Source organism: Janthinobacterium sp. ROICE36 (assembly GCF_002869965.1).
Classification (GTDB): Bacteria; Pseudomonadota; Gammaproteobacteria; order Burkholderiales; family Burkholderiaceae_D; genus Janthinobacterium.
Window position 1 is genome coordinate 1 of record NZ_PEBS01000047.1, and the last position, 25,673, is coordinate 25,673.

17 protein-coding genes and 1 pseudogene are annotated in these 25,673 nt (G+C 62.7%); 7 read left to right on the plus strand and 11 right to left on the minus strand.

From position 1 onward, the window contains the following. Positions 1-509: 509 nt before the first annotated feature. The gene (locus tag CSZ94_RS18395; RefSeq protein WP_258001070.1) at positions 510-1,232 is read left to right on the plus strand and encodes a hypothetical protein; all 723 of its coding nucleotides are present in this window, start codon (positions 510-512) and stop codon (positions 1,230-1,232) included. 28 nt (positions 1,233-1,260) lie between these two features. Beyond that, the gene (locus tag CSZ94_RS18400; protein WP_102122838.1) at positions 1,261-1,524 is read left to right on the plus strand and encodes a PAAR domain-containing protein; all 264 of its coding nucleotides are present in this window, start codon (positions 1,261-1,263) and stop codon (positions 1,522-1,524) included. On the opposite strand, the gene CSZ94_RS18405 is transcribed toward CSZ94_RS18400, so the two are convergent. From CSZ94_RS18405 to CSZ94_RS18435, 7 genes are all read right to left on the minus strand, one after another. After that, a complete protein-coding gene (locus CSZ94_RS18405) occupies positions 1,521-2,843 on the minus strand; it encodes an aspartate aminotransferase family protein (protein WP_102122863.1) in 1,323 nt (440 codons plus the stop codon). The genes CSZ94_RS18400 and CSZ94_RS18405 overlap by 4 nt on opposite strands. Positions 2,844-2,919: 76 nt before the next feature. Then, a complete protein-coding gene (locus CSZ94_RS18410) occupies positions 2,920-3,813 on the minus strand; it encodes a MurR/RpiR family transcriptional regulator (RefSeq protein ID WP_102122839.1) in 894 nt (297 codons plus the stop codon). 44 nt (positions 3,814-3,857) lie between these two features. Continuing rightward, positions 3,858-4,142 (minus strand): hypothetical protein, encoded by a 285-nt coding sequence (locus CSZ94_RS18415; RefSeq protein ID WP_146009843.1) that lies wholly within the window; start codon positions 4,140-4,142, stop codon positions 3,858-3,860. 168 nt (positions 4,143-4,310) lie between these two features. After that, the gene (locus CSZ94_RS18420) at positions 4,311-6,983 is read right to left on the minus strand and encodes a TonB-dependent receptor (protein WP_102122841.1); all 2,673 of its coding nucleotides are present in this window, start codon (positions 6,981-6,983) and stop codon (positions 4,311-4,313) included. 214 nt (positions 6,984-7,197) lie between these two features. Then, a complete protein-coding gene (locus CSZ94_RS18425; RefSeq protein WP_102122842.1) occupies positions 7,198-7,896 on the minus strand; it encodes an EAL domain-containing protein in 699 nt (232 codons plus the stop codon). A gap of 191 nt (positions 7,897-8,087) precedes the next feature. Next, complete coding sequence (gene cphA / locus CSZ94_RS18430; protein ID WP_102122843.1) at positions 8,088-10,658, minus strand: cyanophycin synthetase; 2,571 nt, start codon at positions 10,656-10,658, stop codon at positions 8,088-8,090. A gap of 79 nt (positions 10,659-10,737) precedes the next feature. Beyond that, positions 10,738-12,915 carry a cyanophycin synthetase gene (locus tag CSZ94_RS18435; RefSeq protein ID WP_102122844.1) on the minus strand — a complete coding sequence of 726 codons (2,178 nt, stop codon included), beginning with the start codon at positions 12,913-12,915 and terminating at the stop codon, positions 10,738-10,740. A gap of 467 nt (positions 12,916-13,382) precedes the next feature. Here CSZ94_RS18435 and CSZ94_RS18440 point away from each other — a divergent pair, with 467 nt between their 5' ends. Together CSZ94_RS18440 and CSZ94_RS18445 are read left to right on the plus strand one after the other, a co-directional pair. Beyond that, positions 13,383-15,665, plus strand: a complete 2,283-nt coding sequence (locus CSZ94_RS18440; RefSeq protein ID WP_258001072.1) for a cyanophycin metabolism-associated ABC transporter — start codon at positions 13,383-13,385, stop codon at positions 15,663-15,665. Between the two features lie 2 nt (positions 15,666-15,667). After that, positions 15,668-16,138 carry a cyanophycin metabolism-associated DUF1854 family protein gene (locus CSZ94_RS18445; RefSeq protein ID WP_102122845.1) on the plus strand — a complete coding sequence of 157 codons (471 nt, stop codon included), beginning with the start codon at positions 15,668-15,670 and terminating at the stop codon, positions 16,136-16,138. 136 nt (positions 16,139-16,274) lie between these two features. Here the strand turns inward: CSZ94_RS18445 and CSZ94_RS18450 are convergent, their stop codons facing one another. The 3 genes and pseudogenes from CSZ94_RS18450 to CSZ94_RS18460 form a co-directional block, all read right to left on the minus strand. After that, on the minus strand, positions 16,275-18,800 hold the full coding sequence (locus CSZ94_RS18450; RefSeq protein WP_102122846.1) for a TonB-dependent receptor: 2,526 nt from the start codon (positions 18,798-18,800) through the stop codon (positions 16,275-16,277). A gap of 538 nt (positions 18,801-19,338) precedes the next feature. Next, positions 19,339-19,535 (minus strand): annotated as a pseudogene (locus CSZ94_RS18455) (IS110 family transposase); the annotation flags it as partial. 113 nt (positions 19,536-19,648) lie between these two features. Further along, complete coding sequence (locus CSZ94_RS18460; RefSeq protein WP_102122847.1) at positions 19,649-21,163, minus strand: AMP nucleosidase; 1,515 nt, start codon at positions 21,161-21,163, stop codon at positions 19,649-19,651. Positions 21,164-21,285: 122 nt separating this feature from the next. Here CSZ94_RS18460 and CSZ94_RS18465 point away from each other — a divergent pair, with 122 nt between their 5' ends. From CSZ94_RS18465 to CSZ94_RS18475, 3 genes are read left to right on the plus strand one after another with little or no spacing between them, the layout of a single operon-like run. Beyond that, entirely contained in the window at positions 21,286-21,885 is a 600-nt protein-coding gene (locus CSZ94_RS18465; RefSeq protein WP_102122848.1) for a TetR/AcrR family transcriptional regulator, read from the plus strand. Between the two features lie 14 nt (positions 21,886-21,899). Continuing rightward, positions 21,900-22,703, plus strand: a complete 804-nt coding sequence (map, locus tag CSZ94_RS18470) for a type I methionyl aminopeptidase (protein ID WP_102122849.1) — start codon at positions 21,900-21,902, stop codon at positions 22,701-22,703. 1 nt (position 22,704) lies between these two features. Continuing rightward, a complete protein-coding gene (locus tag CSZ94_RS18475; RefSeq protein WP_102122850.1) occupies positions 22,705-23,100 on the plus strand; it encodes a hypothetical protein in 396 nt (131 codons plus the stop codon). Positions 23,101-23,172: 72 nt separating this feature from the next. Here the strand turns inward: CSZ94_RS18475 and CSZ94_RS18480 are convergent, their stop codons facing one another. Continuing rightward, on the minus strand, positions 23,173-25,629 hold the full coding sequence (locus tag CSZ94_RS18480; protein ID WP_102122851.1) for an SEL1-like repeat protein: 2,457 nt from the start codon (positions 25,627-25,629) through the stop codon (positions 23,173-23,175). Positions 25,630-25,673 lie beyond the last annotated feature (44 nt).

Sequence of the window (25,673 nt, forward strand, 5' to 3'; positions counted from 1 at the left end):
ATCCTCGGGCTTCTGGTAGTTGGCCAGCAAGCTGTCGGCCAGTTTGAGCAGTTCCGGGTCGGGCTTGGCCCGCTTGTTACGCTTTACAACGGTCATTGTTTCTCCTTGGTGGCGGCAGTGTCCTGCCAAATGACCGTTTACACAAAATTATTTACACCCTCGAAAAATATTCCAAACTGCAAAGCATTGCGTCTATTGCTGTTGGAAATAATGGTTCTGAAACCTTCCGCGGCTACCACCATAAATATATCGAAGATATGTTTGATCGTTTTCATGGAGTGTATTACTCCGACCCAGAGTACTTCTACAACGTTCACTCAGCTGAAAAAAGATCACGTTGGCGCGAGCTTGCAGGCATTCACATTGAGTATGCGCTACCTGAAGGCAAGCTCGACCCTGTGGAAGCAGCCAACTTCGTCCGGGAATATGTTGCCGATACTTTTAGCATCGGCAACATCCACTCTCCCACCCTCTGGACCCGCTCCACCCCACCTGACGTCCGCGTCACCATGGGCGGCCCCAACGCCGGTTTTACTTCACTTTCGGCCGCGCTCGACTACCTGCAAAGCCATCCCAAGGAAACCGTCTGGGCCATGAACTGGGATGCGCCCAGCCGTCCCCTGGACCGGCAGATCAACGAAAACCTGGTACTGCTGGTGCTGGCCGGCCCCGACTACAAGACGGAGCGGGCGCCGCTGGCGTGGCTAGGGTATCCCAGCACGAAACAGGCGGCGGATTTTGAAGCGAAGAAGGGCGAGCCACCGCGCCTGGTGCAGGCGTGGACGGCGGCCATCGAAGAGGCTGCGGCGAAGGCGAACAGGCCTGATACCGACATCGGCTATCTGATCCACGATGCCGGCAATACGCACCCGGATTCGTCCGCACGGCTCGGGGCGCTGGCGCAGACGCTCACTCTGCAATTGCCGGAATTTGACTTTCTCAAGCAAAGCTTCAATTTGACCGCCGTGCTGGGCGAGACAGGCGCGGGCACGGCCCTGACGAACGTGGCGCTGGGCATCGCCTACGCGCACCATTTCGGGAAACCCGTGCTGGTGGCCGGCACCAGCGACCTGTCCACCCCCGTGGCGCTGGTGGTGGCGCCGCCGGCCGTGGTGCGGCCGATCCGGCCCGACAAACCGTGGTTCCGCGCGCGCAGCGGCAACCATGCGTATTTGCCCTGGTGGGGCTTGCGCCACGATGCGCGCGAGTATTACCAGGGGTTTTCGCAATGAGGCGTTTTACCTATTCAAGGAGAAGAGCATGCGTGGCGTGATCCGTTTGAACGACCCCACCAGCCATGGCGGCAAGGTGGTGGGGGCGGCGCCGAACAGTACGGTGCTGGGCGTGGCCGTGGCGCGCAAGGGCGATCCTTGCGTGTGCCCGATCAAGGGCCACGTGCGCTGCGTGATCGCCGAGGGCGATCCGCAGGTGCTGATCGATGGCGTGCCCGTGGCGTTTGACGGGCACAAGACCAGCTGCGGCGCCAGCCTGACGTCCACGGTGGGCAACAGCGGGCGCGGTTAGCGCAGGCTGGCGTCGATAGCCATACCCAGCTTGTCGACGAGCTCATCGACGTGGCTGGCGGCTATGATGTAGGGCGGCGCCAACAGGATGTGGTCGCCGTGCAGGCCATCGATGGTGCCGCCCATGGGATAGCACATCAGTCCGTTTTGCATGGCGTGCGCCTTGATGCGCGCGTGCAGGCGGCGGGCCGGGTCGAACGGCTGCTTGCTGGCGCGCTCCTGCACCAGTTCCAGCCCCAGGAGCAGGCCGCGTCCGCGGATGTCGCCCACGTGCGCATGGCCATCGAAACGTTGGTGCAGGCGCTCCTTGAGCAAGTCGCCCATGGCGCGCACGTTGGCCAGCAAATCGCGCTCCTCGATCTGCCGCTGCACGGCCAGGGCGGCGGCGCAGGCCGTGGCGTGGCCGATATACGTGTGGCCATGCTGGAAGAAGCCCGTGCCGGCGCGGATGGTCCCGTGGATGTCCTTCGATACCATTACGGCGCCGATGGGCTGGTAGCCGGCGCCCAGGCCCTTGGCGATGCAGATCAGGTCGGCCGTGATGGCTTCCTGCTCGCAGGCGAACAGGCTGCCCGTGCGGCCCATGCCGCACATGACTTCGTCGAGGATCAACAGGATGCCGTGGCGCTGGCAGATGGCGCGCATGCGCGCAAAATAGCCGGCGACGGCGGGCAGGGCGCCGGCCGTGGCGCCGACGACGGGTTCGGCGATGAAAGCCATGACGTTGTCCGCGCCCAGTGCGGCGATATTGTCTTCCAGTTCCTGGCCCAGGCGCGCCACGTAGTCGCCATCCGTTTCATAGACCGGCTGGTCGCGGTAAGCATAGCAGGGAGATACATGGGTGCTTTTGACTAGCAGCGGCTCGAATTGCTGGCGGCGCCAGGCGTTGCCGCCCGTGGCCAGCGCGCCCAGGGTGTTGCCGTGGTAGCTCTGGCGGCGGGCGATGACGTGGCGGCGCTGCGGCTGGTCCCGCTCGACGAAATATTGGCGCGCCAGCTTGAGTGCGCTTTCCACCGCTTCCGAGCCACCCGAAACGAAATACACGCTGTCGATGCCGTCTGGTGCCCGGGCGACGAGGAAATCGGCCAGTTGCTCCATCGGCTCGGTGGTAAAGAAGGAGCTGTGCGCGTACGCCAGCGTGGCAATCTGCTGCTGCACGGCGGCGATGACGGCCGCATCCGAATGGCCGAGGCAGGACACGGCCGCGCCGCCGCAGGCGTCCAGGTAGCGTTTACCGTTTGCATCGATCAGGTAAGGGCCATCGCCGCCCGTGGCGACAGGGTAAGTGGCGGTCAGGCTGCGGTGGAAGACATGGCTCATGAGCATCGCTTTCTTGTCGGCAAAGGAGATGGCCGAGTATAGGATGCGCCGCGCCGCAATGCAACGATTGATGTATTTATTTTTTCTTCACATCATTCGATGTTTTTGCGTACGCGCCCAGCGTCCGTAATTGTTTTTCCGCCGCGCCGATGGCCGTCACGGCATCCGGTCCGGCGCGGGCCACCAGCAATTCCACCAGGCTTTCCACGGCCGCGACGCCGGCCACGATGGAGGGGAAGAACGAGGGGCTGTCGACGGCGATGACGATGCTGGCGTCAGCCTGCAGGGCCAGCGGCGACATGGCGCTGTCGCTGATGGCGACCACCAGGCAGCCGGTCTGGCGCGCCGCCTGCGTCACCAGCAGCGCCTCGCTGGAATACGGCGCGAAGCTGACGACGACGACGGCTTCGCCGGCCTGCAAGGCGCGCAAATCCATTTCCAGCGTGCCGCCCTGGCCGCTCAGCAGCTGTACGCTGGGGCGCAGCAGCCGGTACAGATAGTGCAGGGTGTAGGCGATCGGGTGGGCGGCGCGAAAGCCCGCCACGTGCACGCGGGGCGCCGCCTGCAGCAGATTGGCAGCCGCGTCCAGAGCGGCGTGGTTGGCGTTTTCCGTGGTGGCCAGGTTGTGCTGCTGCACCGTGAACATTTCGGCGACCAGGTTGCCGTCCTTGCCGGCCAGCGCACCGGCCTTTGCCGCATACCCGGCCGGTCCCGCGCGCAGGCGTTCGACGAAGATGGCTTTGAGTTCCGGCCAGCCGGCAAAGCCCAGTTGCTGCGCCAGGCGCACCAAAGCGGCCGATTGCACCTGCGCGCGCGCCGCGACGCTGCGCATCGATGACACGGCCACTTCGTCCGGGTGGTCGGCCAGGTAGCGGGCGCCGGCCTGGAATTGCGGGCTCAGTTCCGCATGGCGCGCCTTGATCAGGTCCATCAGTGCCGCATAGGAGTCGTGGGGTGTCGCTGCCTGCATCGCCGTGCCTCAGTTAATAGGTTGCGGCGATGGTACAGGATTCGTCAGCGCGCCGGTAGCGGCAAGCCTTGCGCCTGGGCGGCCGTACGCGGACGCAGGCGGGCAAACAGGTGTGGCCCGGCCGGTGTGCGGCGCGGGCCCGTCGTCAGCACGCGCAAGGCGGTGGGCAGCGGCACGTCGTGGCAATGCAGGAACAGGGCTGCGGCGCCCGTGCCGGCCATTTCCTGCAAGGCCAGCGCATGCTCGACCAGCGCCGCCGTGCGCATGTCGAGCCGCAGCGGGATGTCGGGTTGAAATAACTGTGCATCGACGTGCCGTGCATCGCGCATGCTGTCCCCGCCGGGTTCGCTAGTCAAGCTGCCAGCATAAAAGCGCTCAGGCGGCGCCACTTTGCGCCAGATCACTCCACTGTCGGATAGATTCCTCAATGCAAAAAAACGCCAACCGTTGCCGGCTGGCGCTGAAAACCCTCGCAAGGAAGAAAGGGGGATTGGCTATTAACTCCAGCGTACCGACAGTCCGACGACCTTGTCATAGCGCCGCACATCGCGCACATACTCCGGCGTGTCGTGGTAGTCGCGGTAGGTCGAGTCGAGCAGGTTGTTGGCGTCCAGCGTTAGCGTGGTGTGCGCGTTGAGCTTGTACGATACCGACGCGTCCAGGGTCTTGGTGGGCGCCACGGTCAGGTGGATGCCCTTGCCGCGGTAGTTGTAGTCGTCGAGATATTTATCGCGCCAGCTGTAGGCCAGGCGCGCCGACCATGGTCCCTGCTCGTACAGGCCGACGAGATTGGCCGACCATTTCGACATGCCCGTGAACGGATGTACGCCGCCATCGAGTTCTGCCAGCTCGCCCGTCATGTAGGTGGCGTTGGCCTGCAGGCCCAGGCCGCTCATCCAGCCAGGCAGCTTGTCGTAGAATTGCTGGTAGGCCATTTCCATGCCTTGCAGATGGCCCTTCGAGGTGTTGCGCGGACGCGTGATGTCGTACAAGATGCCGCCATACGTTTCCTTGGCCGAGCCGGAAAGGATATAATTCTTGAAGTTGTGGCGGAACACGGTGGCCGTGACGGAGCCCGTCTGCGCGAAATACCATTCCAGCGCCACGTCGAGGTTCTTGCCTTCCACGGGTTTCAGGTCGGGATTGCCGCCGCTGCCCGTCGGGCGCACCATTTCCAGGCTCTGTCCCAGGCTCACGCCGGTATTGAAGTCGGCGAAGTTGGGGCGCTGCACGGCCTTGCCGGCCGTCAGGCGGGCGATCAGGTCCTGGCGCAGCATGGCTTTCAGGGTCAGGCTGGGCAGCACGTCCGTGTCCGACGTTTTCACGCGCACCGGCGTGACGATGCCGTTTTGCGAGGAATTGCCTTGCAAGTCCTGCTTGGTCTGCACCACGCGCACGCCCATGGTGCCATCGACCGGTACTTGCGCCAGGTCAAAGCCGATGCGCGCCTTGCCGTAGACAGCATTGGTTTTTTCCACATCCTTGTAGTGGGTCATCGGATCGTCCGGGCTGCGTTCGCTGCTGCCCGTAAATAGCTGGCGCAATACGCCCGTGTTGTTGAGCATGAAGTCGCGGCATGGCGTGAGCCAGCTTTGCAGGCCGAAGTTGCCCGTGTTCTGGTGCGAGGTGCAGGCCAGGCCGGGAATCGCGTCCGCGTACATGGTCGACGTCAGGCCGCCCTGGCCATTCTTTTCGCGGATCGATTCGGCCTTGCGCTTGGCCATGCGCACGCCACCCGAGAATTCGCGGAAGAAGCCCGTGCTGTCCATGTCGTAGGTGAGGTCGCCGCGCCAGTCGGTCGAGCTGCCTTCGTCGTGGCTGTGGTTATCGTAGAAGCCGAGCAGCGTATAGTTCTTCGGGTCCGTCATGTTGTAGCCGGGGTAGCTGATTTGCGCGCCGCCGTTGACATTCGTGCTGCCGATCACGCTGGTCGGGTGGGCGAGGAAGTCGAGGATGGGGAATTCGCGCTCGAAGTTGCTCACCGTGCGCGCCAGTTCCGTGGTGGCGCGCAGCTGCGGCGTGATATCCCAGCGCGCGCCGATGGCGCCTTGCGAACCGATCGAGCGGTCGCGCCGCGCCTGGGTCGAACCGAGCGTGAAGGGCGACCATGGGCCGTCGATCTTGCCCACCGTGGCCGCCTGAGTGGTGCCGGGGATCAGCGTGATGTCCGGGTTCTGGCCCCAGGGCAGCGAACCGACGAAGAACTGGCTGTCGAACGCATGCTTGATCAGGGTCGACATGCCTTCCGCATACACTTCCACCTGCGAGTTCGGGCGCCACTGGAAGGCGGCATTGGCCGCATAGCGCTTGCGGTCACCCACGGTCGGGATCATGCCGACGGAATCGGGCCCCGTGATGTTGCCCGCTTCGGGGCGCTTGACGGGTTCGGCGTTCCAGATCGTCTCGTCATAGTATTTGCTGCGCTGGTAGGACAAGCCCAGCAGGGCGCCGAATTCGCCGTATGGGGTTTTCCAGCGGTTCGAGAGCATGCCGCTGACGTTCGGGTCCGTCGAGCCGGACTTGTCGCGGTGTTCGGCGCGCACGTTGCCCGATGCGGTAAAACCCTTGAAATCGAAGGGGCGGTTGGTGCGCACATCGATCACGCCGGCCGTGCCGCCTTCGACCATGTCGGCGCCCTGCGATTTGTACACGTCCACGCGCTGCAGCATGGCCGTCGGGATGTCGGCCAGGTACAGGCTGCGGCCCACGGAGGTGAACATTTCGCGGCCGTTGAGCAAGGTCACCACGCCGGGCAAGCCGCGGATGACGACGGTACCGGCTTCACCGCCTTCGCGGCGCACCTGGACGCCCGTCACGCGGCCGAGGATTTCGGCCACGTTCTTGTCGGGGAATTTGCCGATTTCATCGGCGACGATGGAGTCGACCACCTGGTCGTTGTTTTTCTTGATCGTCTGCGCGCTCTGTGCAGCCCTGCGCACGCCCGTGACGGCGACGACGGCGATGCCGGCATTGTCGGCTGGCGCCGCTGCCTGCGCGGATGCTGCCGGTGCCGATTCTGCCGCCGGTGTCTCCACGGCGGGCGCCTGTTGCGCCCAGACGGAAGCGCTGCTCAGCAGGCCGGCGCCGGCCAGCGCGGCCACCGTGGCCTTCAAGGTCAATCGTGTGTTTTGCTTGGGCGTGCGGGTGCCCGTTGCCATCCATTGCTTCATCTTGTCTCCACCTGTATTTTAGTTATGTTGAGAACGCTGCGGCAGTCGCCGCCAGAGCTGAAACTTGCTCATGAAACATGGTAGGGGGAATGACTTTGCCCCACAAATGACTTCTTTTGCGATGTCAATACCAATTCCGGTATCCCTGCTGCATTCATGCGCCCTGGCGGCGCACTGCGCGTTGTCGAATCCTGCGCGTGCTGCAGCGGAGGTGTCAGGCGGCGCAGGGCGCGTCACTGTGCGCCAGCCATGCCATGAATTGGGCCTGTGGCATGGGCCGGGCAAAATAGTAGCTCTGCAATTCATCGCAGCCGGCGTGGCGCAGCACGTCGGCATCGGCCGCGCTTTCCACGCCCTCGACGGTGACCGTCAAGCCCAGGGTATGGCCAAGGCCGATGATGGTTTTCGTCACCGTCAGGTTTTGCGGCGAAGCGTGGATGTCCTGCACGAAGCTCATGTCGATTTTCAGCTTGTCGAGCGGGAAGCGGCACAGGTAGTTCAGGCTCGAATAGCCAGTGCCGAGATCGTCGATCGACAGTACAAAACCCAGTGCCTTGATGGCGCGCAGGGTGGCGTCCATGCGTCCTTCCAGGATCAGGAACTGGGTCTGCAGGCACAGGGCGCGCGTGCTGTTGATCACTTCCAGCAGTGCGGGAAAGCGCAGGGTCACCTGCGACATGCTGTAGTAGCTGTCCAGGTCCGGGTCGAGGATCAGGTTCGACTGCTTGCCTACCCGCGTGAGCAGTGCATCGCGGATGGCGGCGATGTCGGCATTGCCCGCCATCTCCTTGCGGGAAAAGTCGATGGCGATGTATTTCTCGTTGATGAGGATGGCGGAAATGAAGATCACGGCGGACAGATCGAGCAAATAGATCAGCACCAGTTTGCACCCCACAGTCAATTTCCCGATCATGCACGAGATTCCGTCCAGCCTACCTGCCCCACCTTCTCGTCAGCGCATTTATGTTTTCTTATGAATAATTTCATGCCTGAATTTACAAGCTTGCAAGGGGCTTTTGCACCTTGCGGGTGCGCGAAGGGAGGTGGCGTGCGCCAATAAAAAGGGCGGCCCGCAGGCCGCCCTTGTCTGCAGTCAGACTGCGCTTAGGCTTCGGCGACGCGCTTGGCGATGTGCGCCAGCGCTTCTTCCACCTGGTCGATCAGGATCAGGCACAAATCGCCTTCATTCAAACGCGCCAGGGCCTTGTCGATGGCGACGAATTCGCCGTTGATTTCATCGATATGGCTGGTGCGCTTGGCGCCGTTCAAGCCCTGGCGCAGCAGCGCCACCACTTCGCCGTCGGCGCGGCCGCGCTGGCATTGATCCTGGTACAGCAGCACGTCGTCGAAGGCGGCGCCGAGGATTTCCGTCTGCTGGCGGATGTCTTCGTCGCGGCGGTCGCCCGCGCCGCTGATGACCACCGAGCGGCGCTTGGCCGGCATGCTTTCGACGGCCTGCACCAGCGCCAGGATGGCGTCCGGATTGTGGCCGTAGTCGGCGATCAAGGTGGCGCCCTTGTAGTCGAACACATTGAAACGGCCCGGCGCGTTGTCGGCTTCATTGGCAAAGGTTTTCAGGCCCAGCGCGATGGTGTTCCAGTCCAGGCCCACGGCCCAGGCGGCAGCCAGCGAGGCCATGACGTTGTCGACCTGGAAGCCGATGGTGCCGTTGCGCGTGATCGGCACCTGCGACAGCGCGATTTCGTGGCGCTCCTTGCCCTGTGCGGCGACCAGCTTGCCGTCTTCCACGTACACCACGCGGTTGCCCTGTGCGCGGTGCGTGGCCATCACGGGATGCGTCTTGTCGGCGGCGAAGAAGGTCACGGTGCCACTGCAATTCTTGGCCATGCGCGCCACGGCCGGGTCGGTGGCGTTCAGGACGGCCACGCCGCTGTCGGCCACGTTCTGCACGATCACGCGTTTCAGCACCGCCAGGTCTTCCACGGTGGTGATGTAGTTCAGGCCCAGGTGGTCGCCGGCGCCGATATTCGTCACCACGGCGACCTGGCAGCGGTCGAAGGCCAGGCCTTCGCGCAGCATGCCGCCGCGCGCCGTCTCGAACACGGCCGCATCCACGTCAGGGTGCAGCAGCACGTTGCGCGCGCTGCGCGGACCGCTGCAGTCGCCGCTGTCGATCTGGCGTCCCTCGATGTACACGCCATCCGTGTTGGTCATGCCCGTGCGCAGACCGGAGGTGGTGAGCAGGTGGGCGATCAGGCGCACGGTGGTGGTCTTGCCGTTGGTGCCGGTGACGGCAACGACGGGGATGCGGCCATCGTCGCCCTCGGCGAACATGGCGGCGATGATGGCTTCGCCCACGGGGCGCGGCTTGCCGAACGACGGCGCCAGGTGCATGCGCAATCCCGGTGCGGCATTCACTTCGACGATGCCGGCATTCTGCTCTTCCAGCGGTTTCAAAATGCTCTCGGAGACCACATCGACGCCGCAGATGTCCAGGCCCACCATGTGCGCGGCCGCGATGGCGCGCGCCGCCACTTCCGGATGCACATCGATGGTGACGTCGGTGGCCGAGCCGCCTGTCGACAGGTTGGCGTTGTTGCGCAAAATCACGCGCTGGCCCACTGGCGGTACGGATTCGGCCACATAACCCTGCTTGGCCAGGCTGGCCAGGGCGATGTCGTCAAAGCGGATTTTCGTCAGCGAGGTCGCGTGGCCGCTGCCGCGGCGCGGGTCCAGGTTGACCTGGTCGACCAGTTCGCGCACCGTGTGCTGGCCGTCGCCCACCACTTGCGGCGGGTCGCGGCGGGCAGCTGCCACCATCTTGTTGCCGATGACGAGCAAGCGGAAATCGTGGCCCGGCAGATAGCGTTCGACGAGGATCTCGTCGCGGAATTCCTGCGCCGCGATGAAGCCGGCCGTCAGCTGTTCGCGCGTGGTGACATTGACGGTCACGCCCTTGCCCTGGTTGCCATCCTTCGGTTTGACGACGACGGGCAGGCCGATCTCGCAGGCGGCGGCCCAGGCGTCGTCCACGTCGATGGCGACACGGCCTTGCGGCACGGGCACGCCGGCCGAATCGAGCAGCTTCTTGGTCAGTTCCTTGTCTTGCGCGATGGCTTCGGCGATCGCACTGGTGCCATCCATTTCGGCGGCCTGGATCTTGCGTTGCTTGCTGCCCCAGCCGAACGTCACCAGGCTGCCTTCGGTCAGGCGGCGGAACGGGATGTTGCGCGCCACGGCGGCGTTGACGATGGCGCCCGTCGAAGGGCCCAGGCGCACGTCTTCATCGAGTTCCTGCAACTGGTGCAGGGTGCCGGCCAGGTCGAACGGTGCATCGTCGAGCGCAGCCTGGCACAGCTGCTGCGCCAGTTCCAGGGCCAGGCGGCCGACGGCTTCTTCCGAGTATTCGACGACGACCTGGAAGATGCCCGTTTCCAGGGTCGGCGTGGTGCGGCTGAAGGTGACGGGGCAGCCGGCTTGCGCCTGCAGGCCCAGCGCCGCCAGTTCCAGCACTTGCGCCATCGGCGCGGCGTTGTAGTTGCCCAGCGGTTGCAGCGGGCTCAGTTGCGGAAAGCGCGCGCGCAGGCGGGCTTCGAAGCCGGGCAGCTGGGCGATGTCGAGTTCCTGCGTGGTGCAGGAAACAATGGCTTCCACGGCGGTGTCGTGGCTCCAGAGGTTAGGGCCCCGCAAGGCCCGTACGCGAGATACTTCCATAATTAAACCGTAATCCTGTTGTGTTCTTGTGGGCCCGGCCGTCCTGGCCGGGCTTGAGTGCTGCTTTGCCTGTTGCCGATTAGTTGCCGATGCAGCCGGGGGCCGCGTCAAACGTGCGCAAGCCTGCGCAAATCAAATCGACGGGCAGGTTCATGGCCCAGGCGGCGGCCGCGACGGCCAGCACGCTGTCGACATTGCCGGCCGTGGCCGGTTTCAGCAGGTCCAGGCACAGCAAGACCGTTTCGATGCCGCCTTCGGCCAGTACGATGTGGTTGCCGCGCACGAACACGGCGCGCTGGCCGGCGGCCAGTTGCGCCGCGATGGCCGGCAAGCTGCCATCCTGCGCATACAGGGTCACGCTGCCGTCGCACAGCTCGGCCAGTTCCAGCACCTGCGCGTTGGCCGCGTTCAGCACGGCCACGCCCGTTGGCACGACCACGTCGATCTGGCTGCGTACGGCCTTGTACAGGCCCGCTTCGTCCAGCACGTCGAAATCCTTGACGCTATCGAGGCTGCCCATGTCCGTGACGATGCCGATCTGGCACTTGTCGTAGGCCAGGCCTTCGGCCAGGATCATGCGCGGATTGCTCTCGAACAGGGCCGTCTGCACGGTGCGGTTGAGCAGCAGGCGCTGGCCCGCGTCCCAGTTCACGCAATCGTTGCTGACGACTCTGCGCTGGTCCAGGTACATGCCTTCGCTGCAGACGGCGCCCGTGTGCAGGCCCGACAGGTTGAGCAGTTTGCATAGCATGCGCACGATCAGGCTGGCGCCGCGCGTGCCCGTCACGCCGATCAGCGGAATGCGGCCCGTTTCCTCGGGCGCGAACAGATGGTCGACGATGGCTGCGCCGACAGGGCGGGGCTGGCCCACGCCCGGCTTGATGTGCGCCAGCAGGCCGGGGCTGGCATTGACTTCGATGATGGCGCCGCGCTGCTCGTCCAGCGGACGCGTGATGTCTGTCGTGACCAGGTCGATGCCGGCGATATCCAGGCCCACCACGCGCGCGGCCAGCAGGGCCGCATGCACGACGGAGGGATGCACGTCGTCGGTGACGTCGACGGACACGTTGCCGTTCGGCTGGATCAGCACTTTCTGGCCCGCCTGCGGCACGGACAGGGCGGTCATGCCCTGGCGTTGCAGTTCCAGCACGATCTCGCCCGACTCATGCGGCTTGACGGTGCCCAGCGGGAAGTCTTCGCCTTCGCCGCGGCGCGGATCGATATTGATCTGCGCATTCACCAGTTCCAGCACGGTCGAGACGCCATCGCCATCGACCCACAAGGATTCGCCCTTGGCGGCCGCGATCAGCTTGTTGCCGACCACCAGCAAGCGGTGCTCGTCGCCGGTGATGAAGCTTTCCACCAGCACGGCCGAGCTGTCGCCCTTGCGCGCGGCCAGTGCGTAGGCCGCTTTCACGTCCGCTTCCGTCATCAGATTGAGCGACACGCCGCGGCCATGGTTGCCGTCATACGGTTTCACGACAACGGGCACGCCGATGTCTTGTGCTTCTTCCCAGGCGGCTTCGGCGCTGCGCACCAGGCTGCCTTCGGGCACGCGCACGCCGCACGATTTGAGCAGGAATTTGGTCAGGTCCTTGTCGCTGGCGATACCTTCGGCAATCGCGCTGGTGCGGTCCGTTTCGGCCGTCCAGATGCGGCGTTGCGCGGCGCCGTGGCCCAGTTGCACCAGGTTGCCGTCGTTCAGGCGCAGCGAAGGGATGCGGCGCTCGGTGGCCGCATCGACGATGCTGGCCGTGCTCGGGCCCAGGCAGCGCGCGTCGACCAGGTCGCGCAGGGGCTCCAGTGCCGCTTCCAGATCGTAGGCTTCGTCGTTGATGGCAGCCATCAGCAGTTGGCGCGCGGCGGCCAGGGCGGCGCGGCCCACGTGCTCTTCCCGCGTGCGGAAAGCCATCTTGTAGACGCCGCGCTGGCTGGTCGAGCGCGTCTGGCCGAAACCTGTGCGCATGCCAGCCAGGTTTTGCAATTCCAGCACCACGTGTTCGAGGATGTGGGCCGACCACGTGCCTACACGCAGGCGCTCGAAAAAGCCGCCCCGTTCGCCCACGCCGCAGCGGTGCTCGATCATGCCGGGCAGCCACGCCACCAGGCGTTCGTACAGGCCGGGCAGGGTATTCGATGGATAGTCTTCCAGTTCGCCGATGTCGACCCAGGCTTCAATCACCGGGCGATAGGTCCAGATGTTGGGGCCGCGCAAGTGGGTGACGCGGACAAATTCGATGTTCTTCTTCTTGATCATGTAAGTGGTTTCTTGATAACAAGCCAGGCGTCTGGGCGCCAGATACTTTATGGTGGCTCTACAGAGGCTTTTCAGGCTCTTGCTTGGTTCTTTATCCCGGGTATGCGCAGTGTGCCACTTTTAGCGGTCTTTTGTCGCGTTTGCTTCTCGTATTCTGCTGTTGTTGTCATTGTAATTGTTACTAATTGTTGCCTTACTTGTTATAAAGATACCGACTCTTGGCGAAGCTGGAACATTTGCGCAACAGCGGGCTGTTGTATACTTGTCCCTGGTCGACGGTCGCACATTTTTTGCGCCGTTTTACCATCCAATTCTTACCTGCAGGCATCCATTCGATACAATACAGGAAATTGCCACTGGTGCATCTACCTCGCCACCGCGCAGTACACAAACATTGATCGGGCGTCTGCCCCATCCCCCAAATCCCGCCCTGAAGGGCTTGGCCTCGAGCCGGAGTATGCTTTACGATGACAACTGAACTGAGTGTTCCTGCAACAACTATTCCCCTCACCTCGCTGCCTGCGCCGGTAGCAGAAGCCTGGCTGGCGGAGGTGGAGAGCAAGCTTTCTCCAGGGGAGAACGTTTTAAGTAGCGTTGAGGTTGACCTCGATGCGCGATTACGTTTCACAAAAGGCATAATTGTTGTCACCGAGAAGCGTTTGCTGGCCCGTTCACCGGGCGATAGCGACTGGAAAAGCTGGTCTTTCCGTCCTGGATTGCGCCTGACGCACCACGACCACGCCGGTGTCGGCCACCTGGAACTGTTCGATGACCACGGCCGCCTGGCGGCGTGGCGCTTCACCCTGGGACAGAACCTGCATGCGATCCGCGTGCTGGAACAGTTCGTCGAGCGTCTCGACAGCCACCTGACGGGCCAGCCCGTGCTGCAAGCGGAGCAGGAAGTGTGTTCGAGTTGCAAGGCGCCTCTGGAGCCTGAGCAGGAAGAATGCCCGATCTGCGCCAAGGTGCTGTACACGCCGCCATCCACCTGGACCCTGTTCCGCCTGTGGCGCTTTGCCCATCCTTACCGTGGCCAGCTGGCGCTGGGTTTCATGCTGATGCTGCTGAGCACTGCCGCGCACATGATTCCGCCCTACCTGACGGCGCCGCTGATGGACAATGTGTTGATCCCGTATCAAAACGGCAAGCACATCGATCCGTGGCTGGTGGTGTACTACATGAGCGGCTTGCTCGGTTCGGCCCTGCTGGCCTGGCTGCTGGGCTGGGGCAAGACGTATGTGCTGGCCCTGGTGTCCGAACGCATGGGCGCCGATTTGCGCTCGGCCACGTATGAACACCTGATGAAGCTGTCGCTGGAATTTTTCGGCGGCAAGCGCACGGGCGACCTGATGTCGCGCATCGGCAGCGGCAGCGACCGCATCTGCGTCTTCCTGTCGCTGCATTTGCTCGATTTCGCCTCCGACGTGCTGATGATCATCATGACAGGCGTGATCCTGTGGTCGATGAATCCATGGCTGGCCATCATGACCCTGGCGCCTTTGCCCTTCATCGCCTGGATGATCCATCTGGTGCGCGACCGCCTGCGCACGGGCTTTGAAAAGATCGACCGCGTGTGGAGCGAAGTGACCAATGTGCTGGCCGATACGATACCCGGCATCCGCGTGGTGAAGGCGTTTGCGCAGGAAAAACGCGAAGCGGCCCGCTTCCGCGACGCCAATGCGCACAATCTGGCCGTCAACGACAAATTGAACAAGGTCTGGTCGCTGTTTTCGCCGACCGTCTCCTTTTTGACGGAAATGGGCTTGCTGGTCATCTGGTGCTTCGGCATCTGGCAATTATCGCGCGGCGAAATCACGGTCGGCGTGCTGACTGCCTTCATCGCCTACAGCACGCGCTTCTATGGGCGCCTCGATTCCATGAGCCGCATTGTCTCCGTGACGCAGAAATCGGCGTCCGCCGCCAAGCGCATCTTCGACATCCTCGACCACGTGTCGAGCGTGCCGGAACCGGCGCACCCCGTGAAACTGGAAAAGATTGAAGGCAGGATCGATTTGCGCGAAGTCGGTTTCCGCTATGGCAACCGGGCCGTCAATCGTGGCATCACCCTGAACATCAAGGCGGGCGAGATGATCGGCCTGGTGGGCCACAGCGGTTCGGGCAAGAGTACGCTGGTCAACCTGATCTGCCGCTTCTATGACGTGTCGGAAGGGGCGATTTTGCTCGATGGCGTCGATATCCGTTCGTTCGCCGTATCCGACTACCGCCGCAATATCGGCCTGGTGCTGCAGGAGCCGTTCCTGTTCTTCGGCACCATCGCGGAAAATATCGCCTATGGCAAGCCGCACGCGACGCGCCAGGAGATCATCGCCGCCGCGCGCGCCGCGCATGCGCACGAATTCATCCTGCGCCTGCCGCAAGGCTACGACTCGATGGTGGGCGAGCGTGGCCAGGGCTTGTCCGGCGGCGAACGCCAGCGCATCTCGATCGCCCGCGCCCTGCTGATCGACCCGCGCATCCTGATCATGGATGAAGCGACATCGTCGGTGGATTCGGAAACGGAAAAAGAAATCCAGAAGGCGCTGGACAACCTGGTGCAAGGCCGCACGACGATCGCCATCGCGCACAGGCTGTCGACCCTGCACCGGGCCGACCGCCTGGTGGTGCTGGATCGCGGCCAGGTCGTCGAAGTGGGCAGTCACGATGAACTGATGGCGAAAGAGGGCGCCTATTTCCGCCTCTACGAAGCACAGGCGCGCAACAACGAACTCGCCCTGGATGACAAGGAATAAGCATGGCCAGTACAACTTTTTCATTAAGCCGCGACACCTTCGGCAAGCTGGTGATGACGGCCGAAGACGGCCAGGTCTTTGAAGGCGTGGCGCCCGTGCGCGCCTTCCCCATCCAGTCGCCCGACGAAGGCATTTCGCTGGTGCTGGGCAATGGCAAGGAAGTGGCGTGGATCGAGCGCCTCGACACCTTGCCGGAGCCGGCACGCAGCCTGCTGCAGGAAGAGCTGGAAGGGCGCGAATTCATGCCCGAGATCGCGCGCGTGAAAAGCGTTTCCAGCTTCGCCACGCCATGCACCTGGCATGTGGACACGGACCGGGGCGAGACGCAGTTCGTGCTGAAGGGCGAGGAAGACATCCGCCGCATCGGCGCTGCGTCGCTGCTGATCGCCGACAACCACGGCATCCATTTCCTGATCCGCGACATGTTCAATATCGACAAGACGACGCGGAAGATACTCGACCGCTTCCTGTAGGCGTTAGCATGTCTTGAAAGCCGCTGCATGCAGCGGTTTTTTTTCGTCTGCAGGGCATGAAAAAAGCCGCACATGAGTGCGGCTTTCGGGGGATAGTGCCGGCAGCCCGTTTCAGGCCGCCGGGGATTGCGCTACATTACATGAACTTGTAGCCTGCGCCGAGGTAGAAGTAACGGCCGCGGGCATTGTACAACTGGGCAAAACCCAGGGTGCCGTACTGGTTGCCAGAGCCCATGACGCTGTAGGGCGGCATGCGATCAAACAAGTTCTTCACGCCGGCCGACAAAGTCAGGTTCTTCATCGCCACGTACTGGGCAGTGAAGTCCACTTCCGTGTGCGAAGGAATCGTCCGTGCATTTTCTGGAATTTCGTCGCGACGCTTGTCCGAATCGATCATATCGCCCGTGGTACGCACGATTATGGAACCCGATACATTGTCCTTTTCCAGGCTGGCCGTGAATGTGTTGCGGTACTTCGGATTCATGTACGTCTTCAGGGTGCTTTGCAGCTTATCGGCGGTCGTATCTTGCGTTTCCTGTTTGGTGTACACAGTTGCGGCATTGCGCAGCGTGAATTTACCGAACATCGTTTGCGGCGATGTGTAGCGGATATCCGTATCGACACCCTGAATCTTGGTGGACGCCAGATTCTGGTTGTTCAGCAAGATGCGCGCTTCGCCATCCTTGATCTCATAGTTGCCCAGTTTGATCGCCTTGAGTTCCGTCAATGTGCTGATTTCATTTTTCTTGTCGATACGGAAGTAATCCACGCTCACGGTGAGCGCATTGACTGGCGAGAAGACCAAGCCCAGATTGTAGGTCTTGCCCGTCTCAGGCTTCAGGTTCGGATTGGAACCGGTGACTTGGTAGTAAGGGAAGTTGCTGCAAGCACCTGCCAGCGAAGGGAATGCTGCGCAAATCTCTGGATCTTCCGTCGAATTGGCTCCGGCGTCCATACCGCCGAACATCTGCTTCAGCGAAGGCGCGAGGAAACTGCCTGCATACGATGCGCGGAACATCAGCGTATCGAGTGGCTGGTAGCGCAAGGCCACTTTCGGGCTGGTCTTGCTGCCGACCTTGGAGATGTCGTCGTAACGCAGCGCGAGCTGGGCTTCAACATTTTTGATGAATGGAATCGACAGTTCGCCAAAGACGCTCTTCGTGTCGCGATCCGCCTTGACAGCCGCTTGCTGGATGCTGCCGAACACCAGACCATCGATTTGGTTCTGGTCGGGCTGATCACTCAGCGATTCCTTGTTGTAGGAAACGCCAACAGCGTACGCCATCGTGCCGCCCGCCAGGTCCATGATGGGGGCGGATGCCTTGGCGTTGAAGAAGGTCATTTCCGATTTGCCTTCGCGCGTTGGCGAGATGCGGATTTTGTCCACTTCCGATTGTGGGTTGGTGTTGCTGGCCGGGTTGATCAAGCCGTCTGCAATCGCCTTGTTGAACAGCACGCTGTGTGCGTAGTTCGAGTCGTGATTGCTGGCTTTGCTGATGCCCTTGCCGATGGCGACATCCCAATCGATACCGCGGGTAGTACCTTCCAGGCCAGTCGAGAACTGGGTCAACGTGCCTTTGCGTTTCGTGGTGCGCGGACCCATCTGCATGAAGCGCCCCAATACGTTTTTGCCGCCAGCGACGAAGGCGCCAGGAGCCGGCTGGGCTTCAAAGTCGTCCTTGTTTTCCGAATAGGTCAATTCGGCAAAAGCGCGAATATCATTGTTGACCTTGAAACTGCCGATCAACATGCCGCTGACCCGATCGGCGCCATTGATGGAGGTCAGAATGGTTTTATTGAAGTCGAAGCGGCAGCTACCTTTCTGCAAATCGGCAGGAGCGCACGGCACCAGTTGGCCACCGCCAGTGATGTTGCCGTTCGGCGAGTAGCCGCTGCGGCCATCGATACCGCCAGAGAAGCGGCGGAAGTCAGCCGAGCTGGTCAGGTCGCGGTCCTTGCGATAGATAGGATCGCGCTTGAGCACGTCAACCGTGGCCAATACGTTGAAGCCTTGCTCGTCGTAGTCGCCAAAGCCGTAGACCAGGCTGGCCGTTTTTTCCTTGGCGTCGGAACGCGAGCTTTGGCCATAGCTGGCTTTCGCCTCCAGACCCTGGTAATTTTTCTTGGTGATGAAGTTCATTACGCCAGCGACGGCGTCAGCACCGTAGATGGCCGAGCCGCCATCTTTCAGGACTTCAATGCGTTCCAGGGCGCCCAGCGGAATGACGTTGACGTCGACAGCGGCACCGGCGCCGGAGCCGTCGGCGAGCGCATTGGTTGGCAGGCGGCGGCCGTTCAAGAGGATCAGCACGTTGCGTTCGCTCAAGCCCCGCATCTTGATGTTGGTGGTGCCGGAACCGGAAGGCGAGTTGGCGCTCAGTTCACCTTGGTCATTGATGTCGATCGAGGCCAGGTTCTTGACTAATTCGGCAACGCTGGTGGCTCCCGTGCGTTCAATGTCTTTCTTCGTGTAAATTTCGACGGGGGCCGCAGTTTCCGCATCCACGCGCTTGATGGCGGAACCGGTAACAACCACGCGTTGCAATTTCTCGTCAGCCTTGGCTTCCTGTGCCTGTGCGGCCTGGTGCATGAAACCTGCGCTCATGACCAAAGTGCCGGCAAACATCATGCGCAAGGATTTGCTCAATTTCTTTTCAATCATTGTCCATCCTCCAACTAGGAAACTGTAGTTTCCTTAGGGTTTTTATTGGGTTATCTGAAAGTATTTTCAAAATTACCATGTTTATAAATTTGGCAGCTTAAATTTACAATTCATCAGACCATTTTTCGCCTTCGGCTGTCAAGACGGCTCTGCTTTTTGTGACTGGATTCTTTATTCAAAGAATGACGCTGGATAAATTTGATTTGTGTATGGCAGGAAATCATAAAAGTTCAATTGTTGAATTAATTAAATTCTTATTTTTTCAAAGAAAAGCGTGGATAATTTTGTTTTTTTGTAATGCTAGTCTAGACATCTGTTGTTTTTTTGTGACGCTTTATGTCGTCGTTGCGACGATTACCTGCCGCATTGCGCCACCGCTACAGGCATAGACATAGGGGCGGCCGTAGTCACTGGCCGGTCCCCTGCCACACCACCCGGCATGCGGGTCCGCACCGGGGGGGCGAGTAGTTGAGGTCAGGAGAGACGAGGCATGCGAGTCGATCAACGCAGGTAATCGCGCTCGGCCAGCACGCCGTTGTGCAGGATGCCGGGCGATGAAGTGCGCTCCGGCACAGGCCTCCATGACGATGGTGCAGGGATGAAAAGTGGCGAGAAACGCGATTAGTTGTGGGCGGCTGAACTTCTTGCGCAGCAGTGTTTACCTTGGCGATCCTGTCCGTGGACATGAAAGCTGTGTTTGCCGAGATCGATGCCGATGAGTGTAACGTTTTCCATGATGGCCTCCTTCAGAAGTGAAAACACCCTATAAGTTTAGTAACTTATAGGGTGGAGGGTGACCATCTCATTAGCCGCCTGTGGAGGGCGGCCGGAATGACGGGGATGCTCGCTTACTGAAACGCCACTTCCGCAAAGCTGCGCAATTTGCGGCTATGCAGCCGGTCCACGCCCTGGCGGCGCAGCAGTTCCACGGCGCGGATGCCGATGCGCAGATGCTGGTCGACCCGCTCGCGGTAGAAGTGGTTGGCCATGCCGGGCAGCTTGATTTCGCCGTGCAGCGGCTTGTCGCTCACGCACAGCAGGGTGCCGTACGGCACGCGGAAGCGGAAGCCGTTGGCGGCAATCGTCGCGCTTTCCATGTCCAGCGCGATGGCGCGGCTCTGGCTGAAACGGCGTTCCGGGGTGCGCTGCGGCAGCAGTTCCCAGTTGCGGTTATCCGTGCTGGCCACCGTCCCCGTGCGCATGATGTGTTTTAAATCATGTCCCGTCAGCTGGGTGATTTCCGCCACCGCCGTTTGCAGCGCCTGCTGGATTTCCGCCAGCGGCGGGATCGGCACCCACAGCGGCAAGTCTTCGTCGAGCACATGGTCTTCGCGCACGTACGCATGCGCCAGCACGTAGTCGCCCAGGCTTTGCGTGGTGCGCAAGCCGGCGCAATGGCCGAGCATCAGCCAGGCGTGCGGGCGCAGCACGGCGATGTGGTCGGTGATGGTCTTCGCATTGGCCGGTCCCACGCCGATATTGACCATGGTGATGCCGCTGCCATCGGCGCGCAGCAGGTGGTACGCGGGCATCTGCGGCAGGCGCGGCGGCGCGGCGCCCAGCGCATCGTCGCTTTCGACCGTCTGGCCGACCCGGCGCGTGACCACGTTGCCCGGTTCGACAAAAGCGATATAGCCGTCGTCGTCCGATGGTGCTTGCGCGTCGGGCGCGCGCTCCATCATGGCGTGGCCCAGGCGGATGAATTCGTCGATGTAGAACTGGTAATTGGTAAACAGGACGAAGTTCTGGAAATGCTGCGGCGAGGTGCCGCTGTAGTGGCGCAGGCGCTGCAGCGAGTAATCGACGCGCGGCCCCGTGAACAGGGCCAGCGGCTGCGCTTCGCCATGCGCCGGTTCGTGCGTGCCGTTGGCGATGCCGTCGTCCATGGCCGACAGGTCGGGCAGGTCGAACAGGTCGCGCATGGCCAGGCGGCGGCCCGCATCCATATTGCCTTCGATATGGTCATGCTCGGCGAACGAAAAATGCACGGGAATCGGCTGGGCGCTCACGCCCACTTCCAGGTGGACATTCTGGCCGCCGTTATGGTTTTTCAGCAGCAGGGTGAACTGGTCGAGGTAATAGTCGCTGAACAGGTCGGGGCGCGTCAGCGTGGTTTCAAACACGCCGGGACCGGCGACAAAGCCGTAGGCCAGCGGCGAGTCGGCGCGCGCCACGGTATCGGTCTGGATGCGCACGAAGGGGTAGCAGGCGCGCACTCTTTCGTGCATGTCTTCGCCGGCGACAAAGCGCTGCAGCGCATCGCGCAGGTGTTCGATGCTGCTGCGGTAAATGGCTTGCACTTGTTCCAATGCCAGGCGTGGATCGTCGAAGCGGGAGGAGGCGATGAAGGGGGGCGTAAGCAAGCGGATTCTCCTTTAGCGGTTCGTGCATAGCATTGTAAGGCAGCGGGGCAACTCGCGTTGGACGCGTTTCTTGCCTGGCGGGGCCGCTTGACGGATTCAAATAGAATCTGTATTCTATTTGAATGGTCAGACTTGCCAAATTCAACGAAAACAACTTCATCGACAGCGCGATAGCCGTCGCCGCCCAGTGCGGCGTGGCCGCCGTGTCGATGGCGGCCATCGCCGTCAAGGCCGGCGCGCCCATCGGCTCCGTGTATCACCGCTTCGATTCGCGCAACGCCATCCTGGCGCGCGCCTGGCTGCGCGTGAAGAGCGACTTCCGCGAGGAAGTGGCCAGCCGCTGGCTCGGTGGCGATACCTGGGCCGGCGTGCATGGCTTGCTGGACTGGTGCCGGCGTAAACCCGTGTATGCGCGCTTCCTGCTGCAATGCGCTGACAGCCCTGATTTCAGCGGTGGCCTGAGCGAGGAATTGCTGGCCGCTGTGGAAGAGGAGCAGGCGGCGCTCGACGCCTGCTTTGTGCGCTGCGCCGAAGCCATGCCCGCCACCACGGAGCTCGACCTCGATCACATGCTGCTCAAATTCGTCCTGATCGACGCGCCCGTGGCTGTCGTCAAGCCTTACCTGACCCAGGAGCGGCCGATACCGGCCAGCGTCGACGCCATGCTGCGCGCCTCGCACGACGCCGTGCGCGGCTGGGCCTCACACACCACCACACACTAATAAAGAAGAAATCCATGCGCTATTCCACCCAGCTTGAACACGGCAAGAAAATCCCCCTACACGACGAAGAAGGCTTCGTCGGCATGCGCGCGGCCGGCCGCATCGCCGCCGACACGCTCGACTACATCACGCCCTTCGTGAAACCTGGCGTCTCGACGGCCAAGCTCGACGCCCTGTGCGAAGAATTCATGCGCGCCGCCGGCGCCATCCCCGGCACCATCGACTACCACGGCTACAAGCACGCCAGCTGCATTTCCGTCAATCACGTGGTCACGCACGGCATCCCGTCCGAGACCAAGATCCTGAAGGTCGGCGACATCCTCAACATCGACGTGACGCCGAAGTTCCAGGGCTGGTTTGGCGATACCAGCCGCACCTTCAAGGTGGGCGCCGTCTCCATCCTGGCCAATCGCCTGGTCAACACGGCGTATGACGCCATGATGGCCGGCATTCACACCGTGCGTCCGGGCGCGACCTTGGGCGACGTGGGCGCCGCCATCGAGGCGGTGGCCAAGGCGCAGGGCTTTTCCTCCGTGCGCGACTTCTGCGGCCATGGCGTGGGCCAGGTCTTCCACGACACGCCGCAGGTGCTGCACTATGGCCGCGCCGGCACGGGCATCGTGCTCGAACCGGGCATGATCTTCACCATCGAACCGATGCTCAACGTGGGCAGCTACCAGGTCAAGGTCTTGCCGGACAAATGGACGACGGTGACGAAAGACCGTTCGCTGTCGGCGCAGTTCGAGCACTCGCTGGCCGTGACGGAAACGGGCTTTGAAATCTTCACCTTGACCGGCTTGCCGGAACCGCTGGTCTGAGATGCACAGCGCCAGCCTGACGCAGCGCCTGCTGAACAAGCATCGGCACGGCGCCGAGGATGCGCTGCAGCAGGTGGCGCTGGCCGTGCTGCAGCAGGAAGGCATCCGCAGCGACAGCGTGCTGCGCTTTGAGCGCATCGGAGCCCTGGCGCCGCCCGTCGCCGGCGTGGTGCTGCTGGCGGAATGGCTGGCCTACGTGGACTGGGAAGGCTTTGACAGCGCCCTGTACGCGAATATTGCGGCGGTGGCGGCGCTGATCGCCGGCGAGCTGCAGCTGCCTGACGTTGCCGCCAACTTGCTGCAAACGCGCGACGCGGCCGTGTTCGAGGCGCAGCGCCCCGCGCTGGCGACAGCAGCCTTGCTGTTCATCGAGGGCCACGTCGCGCTCTTTCCCTGACAGCGACCTGCGTCTTGCATCGGCGAGCCTGCGCCGAATCCGATAGCGCTCGCAAGCGCTGGCGGCTGCCGCTTAAGGCTGTCCCTGGGCGACGGCCTTGATCGCGCGTTCCTCGCCCATGGCGGCGGCGATCTTCCAGCGCTGCATGGCGCTGGCGCGGTCCGGGCGCTTCAAGCCCGCGCCTTCCCAATCCATCAACCCCAGGTTATAGATATCGCCTGCGCTGCCCTTGTCGGCGGCCTGGGTGAACCATTTGCGCGCTTCCTTGTGGTTGACGGGGATCTGGTAGCCGCGCACGTGGTACAGGCCCAGCAAATGCATGGCTTGCGCATTGCCCTTGTTCGCGGCTTGTTTCAGCAGATCGAGCCCGCGCGCCATGTTGCGCGGCTCCTGCCAGCCTTCGGCCAGCATCACGCCCTTCGCCGTCAAGGCGTAGCTGTCATTTTTCAGCAGGCCCTTGCCGACCAGGGGCTTGGCGGCGACCTGGCGCGCTTGCCGCTGCTGCGCCGTTGGCGCGACGGCGGGGCCGCTCTGGCCTTCGCCCATCAGTAGCATCCAGCCATACAAGCCATACGCGCCCGCGTCGCCCTTGCCGACCAGGCTTTCCAGCATGGCCAGCGCCTGTACCTTGTCGCCATTTTCATACAGCTTGATGGCTTTCGGCGTGCTGGCATCTTGCGGCACGGCGGCTGGCGCGTGGGGCGCGACGGGGGCCGAGGCCATGGCCGCCTGCGGCGGCGCAGAAAACGGGCGCACGCGCGCGGGCAAGCCATAGCTGGCGGCCAGCACGGCCAGGCTGGCGGGCGCGAGGATCAGCACTTGCGCCAGCTGGTTGCGGCGGCCCTTGCCGGCGATGCGCATGGCCCGTTCGGCCTGCTGCTCGCCGCCCAGCGCCTCGCTCAGCACGGTTTTCACCTTGCGGTTGAACAGCCAGTAGCCGATGCCTGTGACGAGCAGGCCGGTCACGGCGGCGGCCCCGCGCCCGGCGAAGTACCAAGTGGCGATGGCGGCGGCCAAGGCGACCAGCGCGCTTTTCCACCAGAATTGCTTGGCCAGCCGCGTGTAGACCTGGCGCAGGGCACCGAGCACGCAGGTGCGCACATTCTGCGCATAATCGGCGGAGACGACATCGATGTGCGCGTGGTCCGCTTCGCCGCTGAGGACAGATTCGATCACGTCCGCATTCAGTTCCGAGGCCGCCACGTCGCGCAGTGGCGTCAACAAGCCTTGCACGTGGGCCGAGAACAGGCCGTCGTCGGCGCTGCCGGCCAGCGCGTCGCTGAGCGCCTTGAGGTCGCCGCGCAGCAGCTTTTCCACGATGTCATCGAGGGTCAGCCAGCGCAAGTCCGTGCCATACGCCACCAGGTGGTGTTTTTCTGCGTTGCACGCGGCGTCCAGGCGCACGATGCGCAGTTTGGCCGCATACAGGGCGTCGACTTCCTGCGGCTGGTCTTCATTGTAAATGCTCACTTTCGCCAGGGCCAGGTTGCTGGCGATCGCGGCCAGTGAGTGCACGCTCTCCTTGTCGCGGATGCGGCGCGCATCGTCGGGCGCCTGCTTGGGCAGGCTGACGCTGTAGCCCGGCGCCACATGCACGTCGACCCAGGCCGCCTTGCCCACCTTGCCGGAGCCGTCGCAGGGGTTGCAGCGCAAGTCGCCCACGCCGCTACAGGTACGGCAGGTGACGCTGCCGCTGGCGCGGCAAGTGCCGCAATTGATGTTGCCGGAACCGTGGCAGCTGTTGCAACTGACCTTGCCGAAGCTGCAATGGTAGCAATTGCGATGCTCGGTGCGGTATTGCGTGCGCGTTTCGCTGTGGTAGCTGGTATGTGAGCTGCCGTTGCTGCAGGTGGTAGTGGGCACTTGCACCGTCACATAATCGGTGACTTGCTCGGCGACCGTGCCGTTGCCGCTGCAATACGAGCACGACACTTTGCCGCTGCCGTAGCAGCCATAGGCGTCGCAGCTGACGGTGCGCCCGCCATGGCAGTTCCAGCAGGTTTCAGTGGTCGACCCGTGGCAGGTGTGGCAGCCGATGCGGCCTTTGCCGGTACAGGCGCTGCAGGTATCGAGGTGCCAGTACTTGACGGCGTGCGGCAGGTAGACGCCCGCTTCGACGCCGTTGTAGGCGTGGCCCGGCTGGCGCAAGGCATTGTCGAGCTTGCCTGCCGCGCAGCGCAGGCGTTCCTTCTCCTGCGCGTGAGCAAGCGCTCCCACCTCGTGGGAGCCACAGTGGCAGTCATTGCCCGAGGGCGCGAAGTAGCCATTGATGACGCGCTGCTCGAAGCGTGCATCGAGCGCGTAATTGGCTTGCAAGGAAAAATCCTGCAAGACGTCTTCCTCGCCCAGCGGCGTGATGTCCTGCGGCGCGAAACGCGTCTTGTCCTGCACCAGGGTGCGCAGTTTGCCCAGCACGCTGGGTATTTCCTCTTTGTCGAGCTTGAGGGGCGCCGTCACGGCCGTTGCTGATGCCTGGGGCATGTCCTCGCTGCCTTGGGTATCGGTGGCCGTCTCGGTGCTGGGATTCATGCGCGTCCTTTTGCTCTCTGGAAAGATGTATGAATTTTAGCATC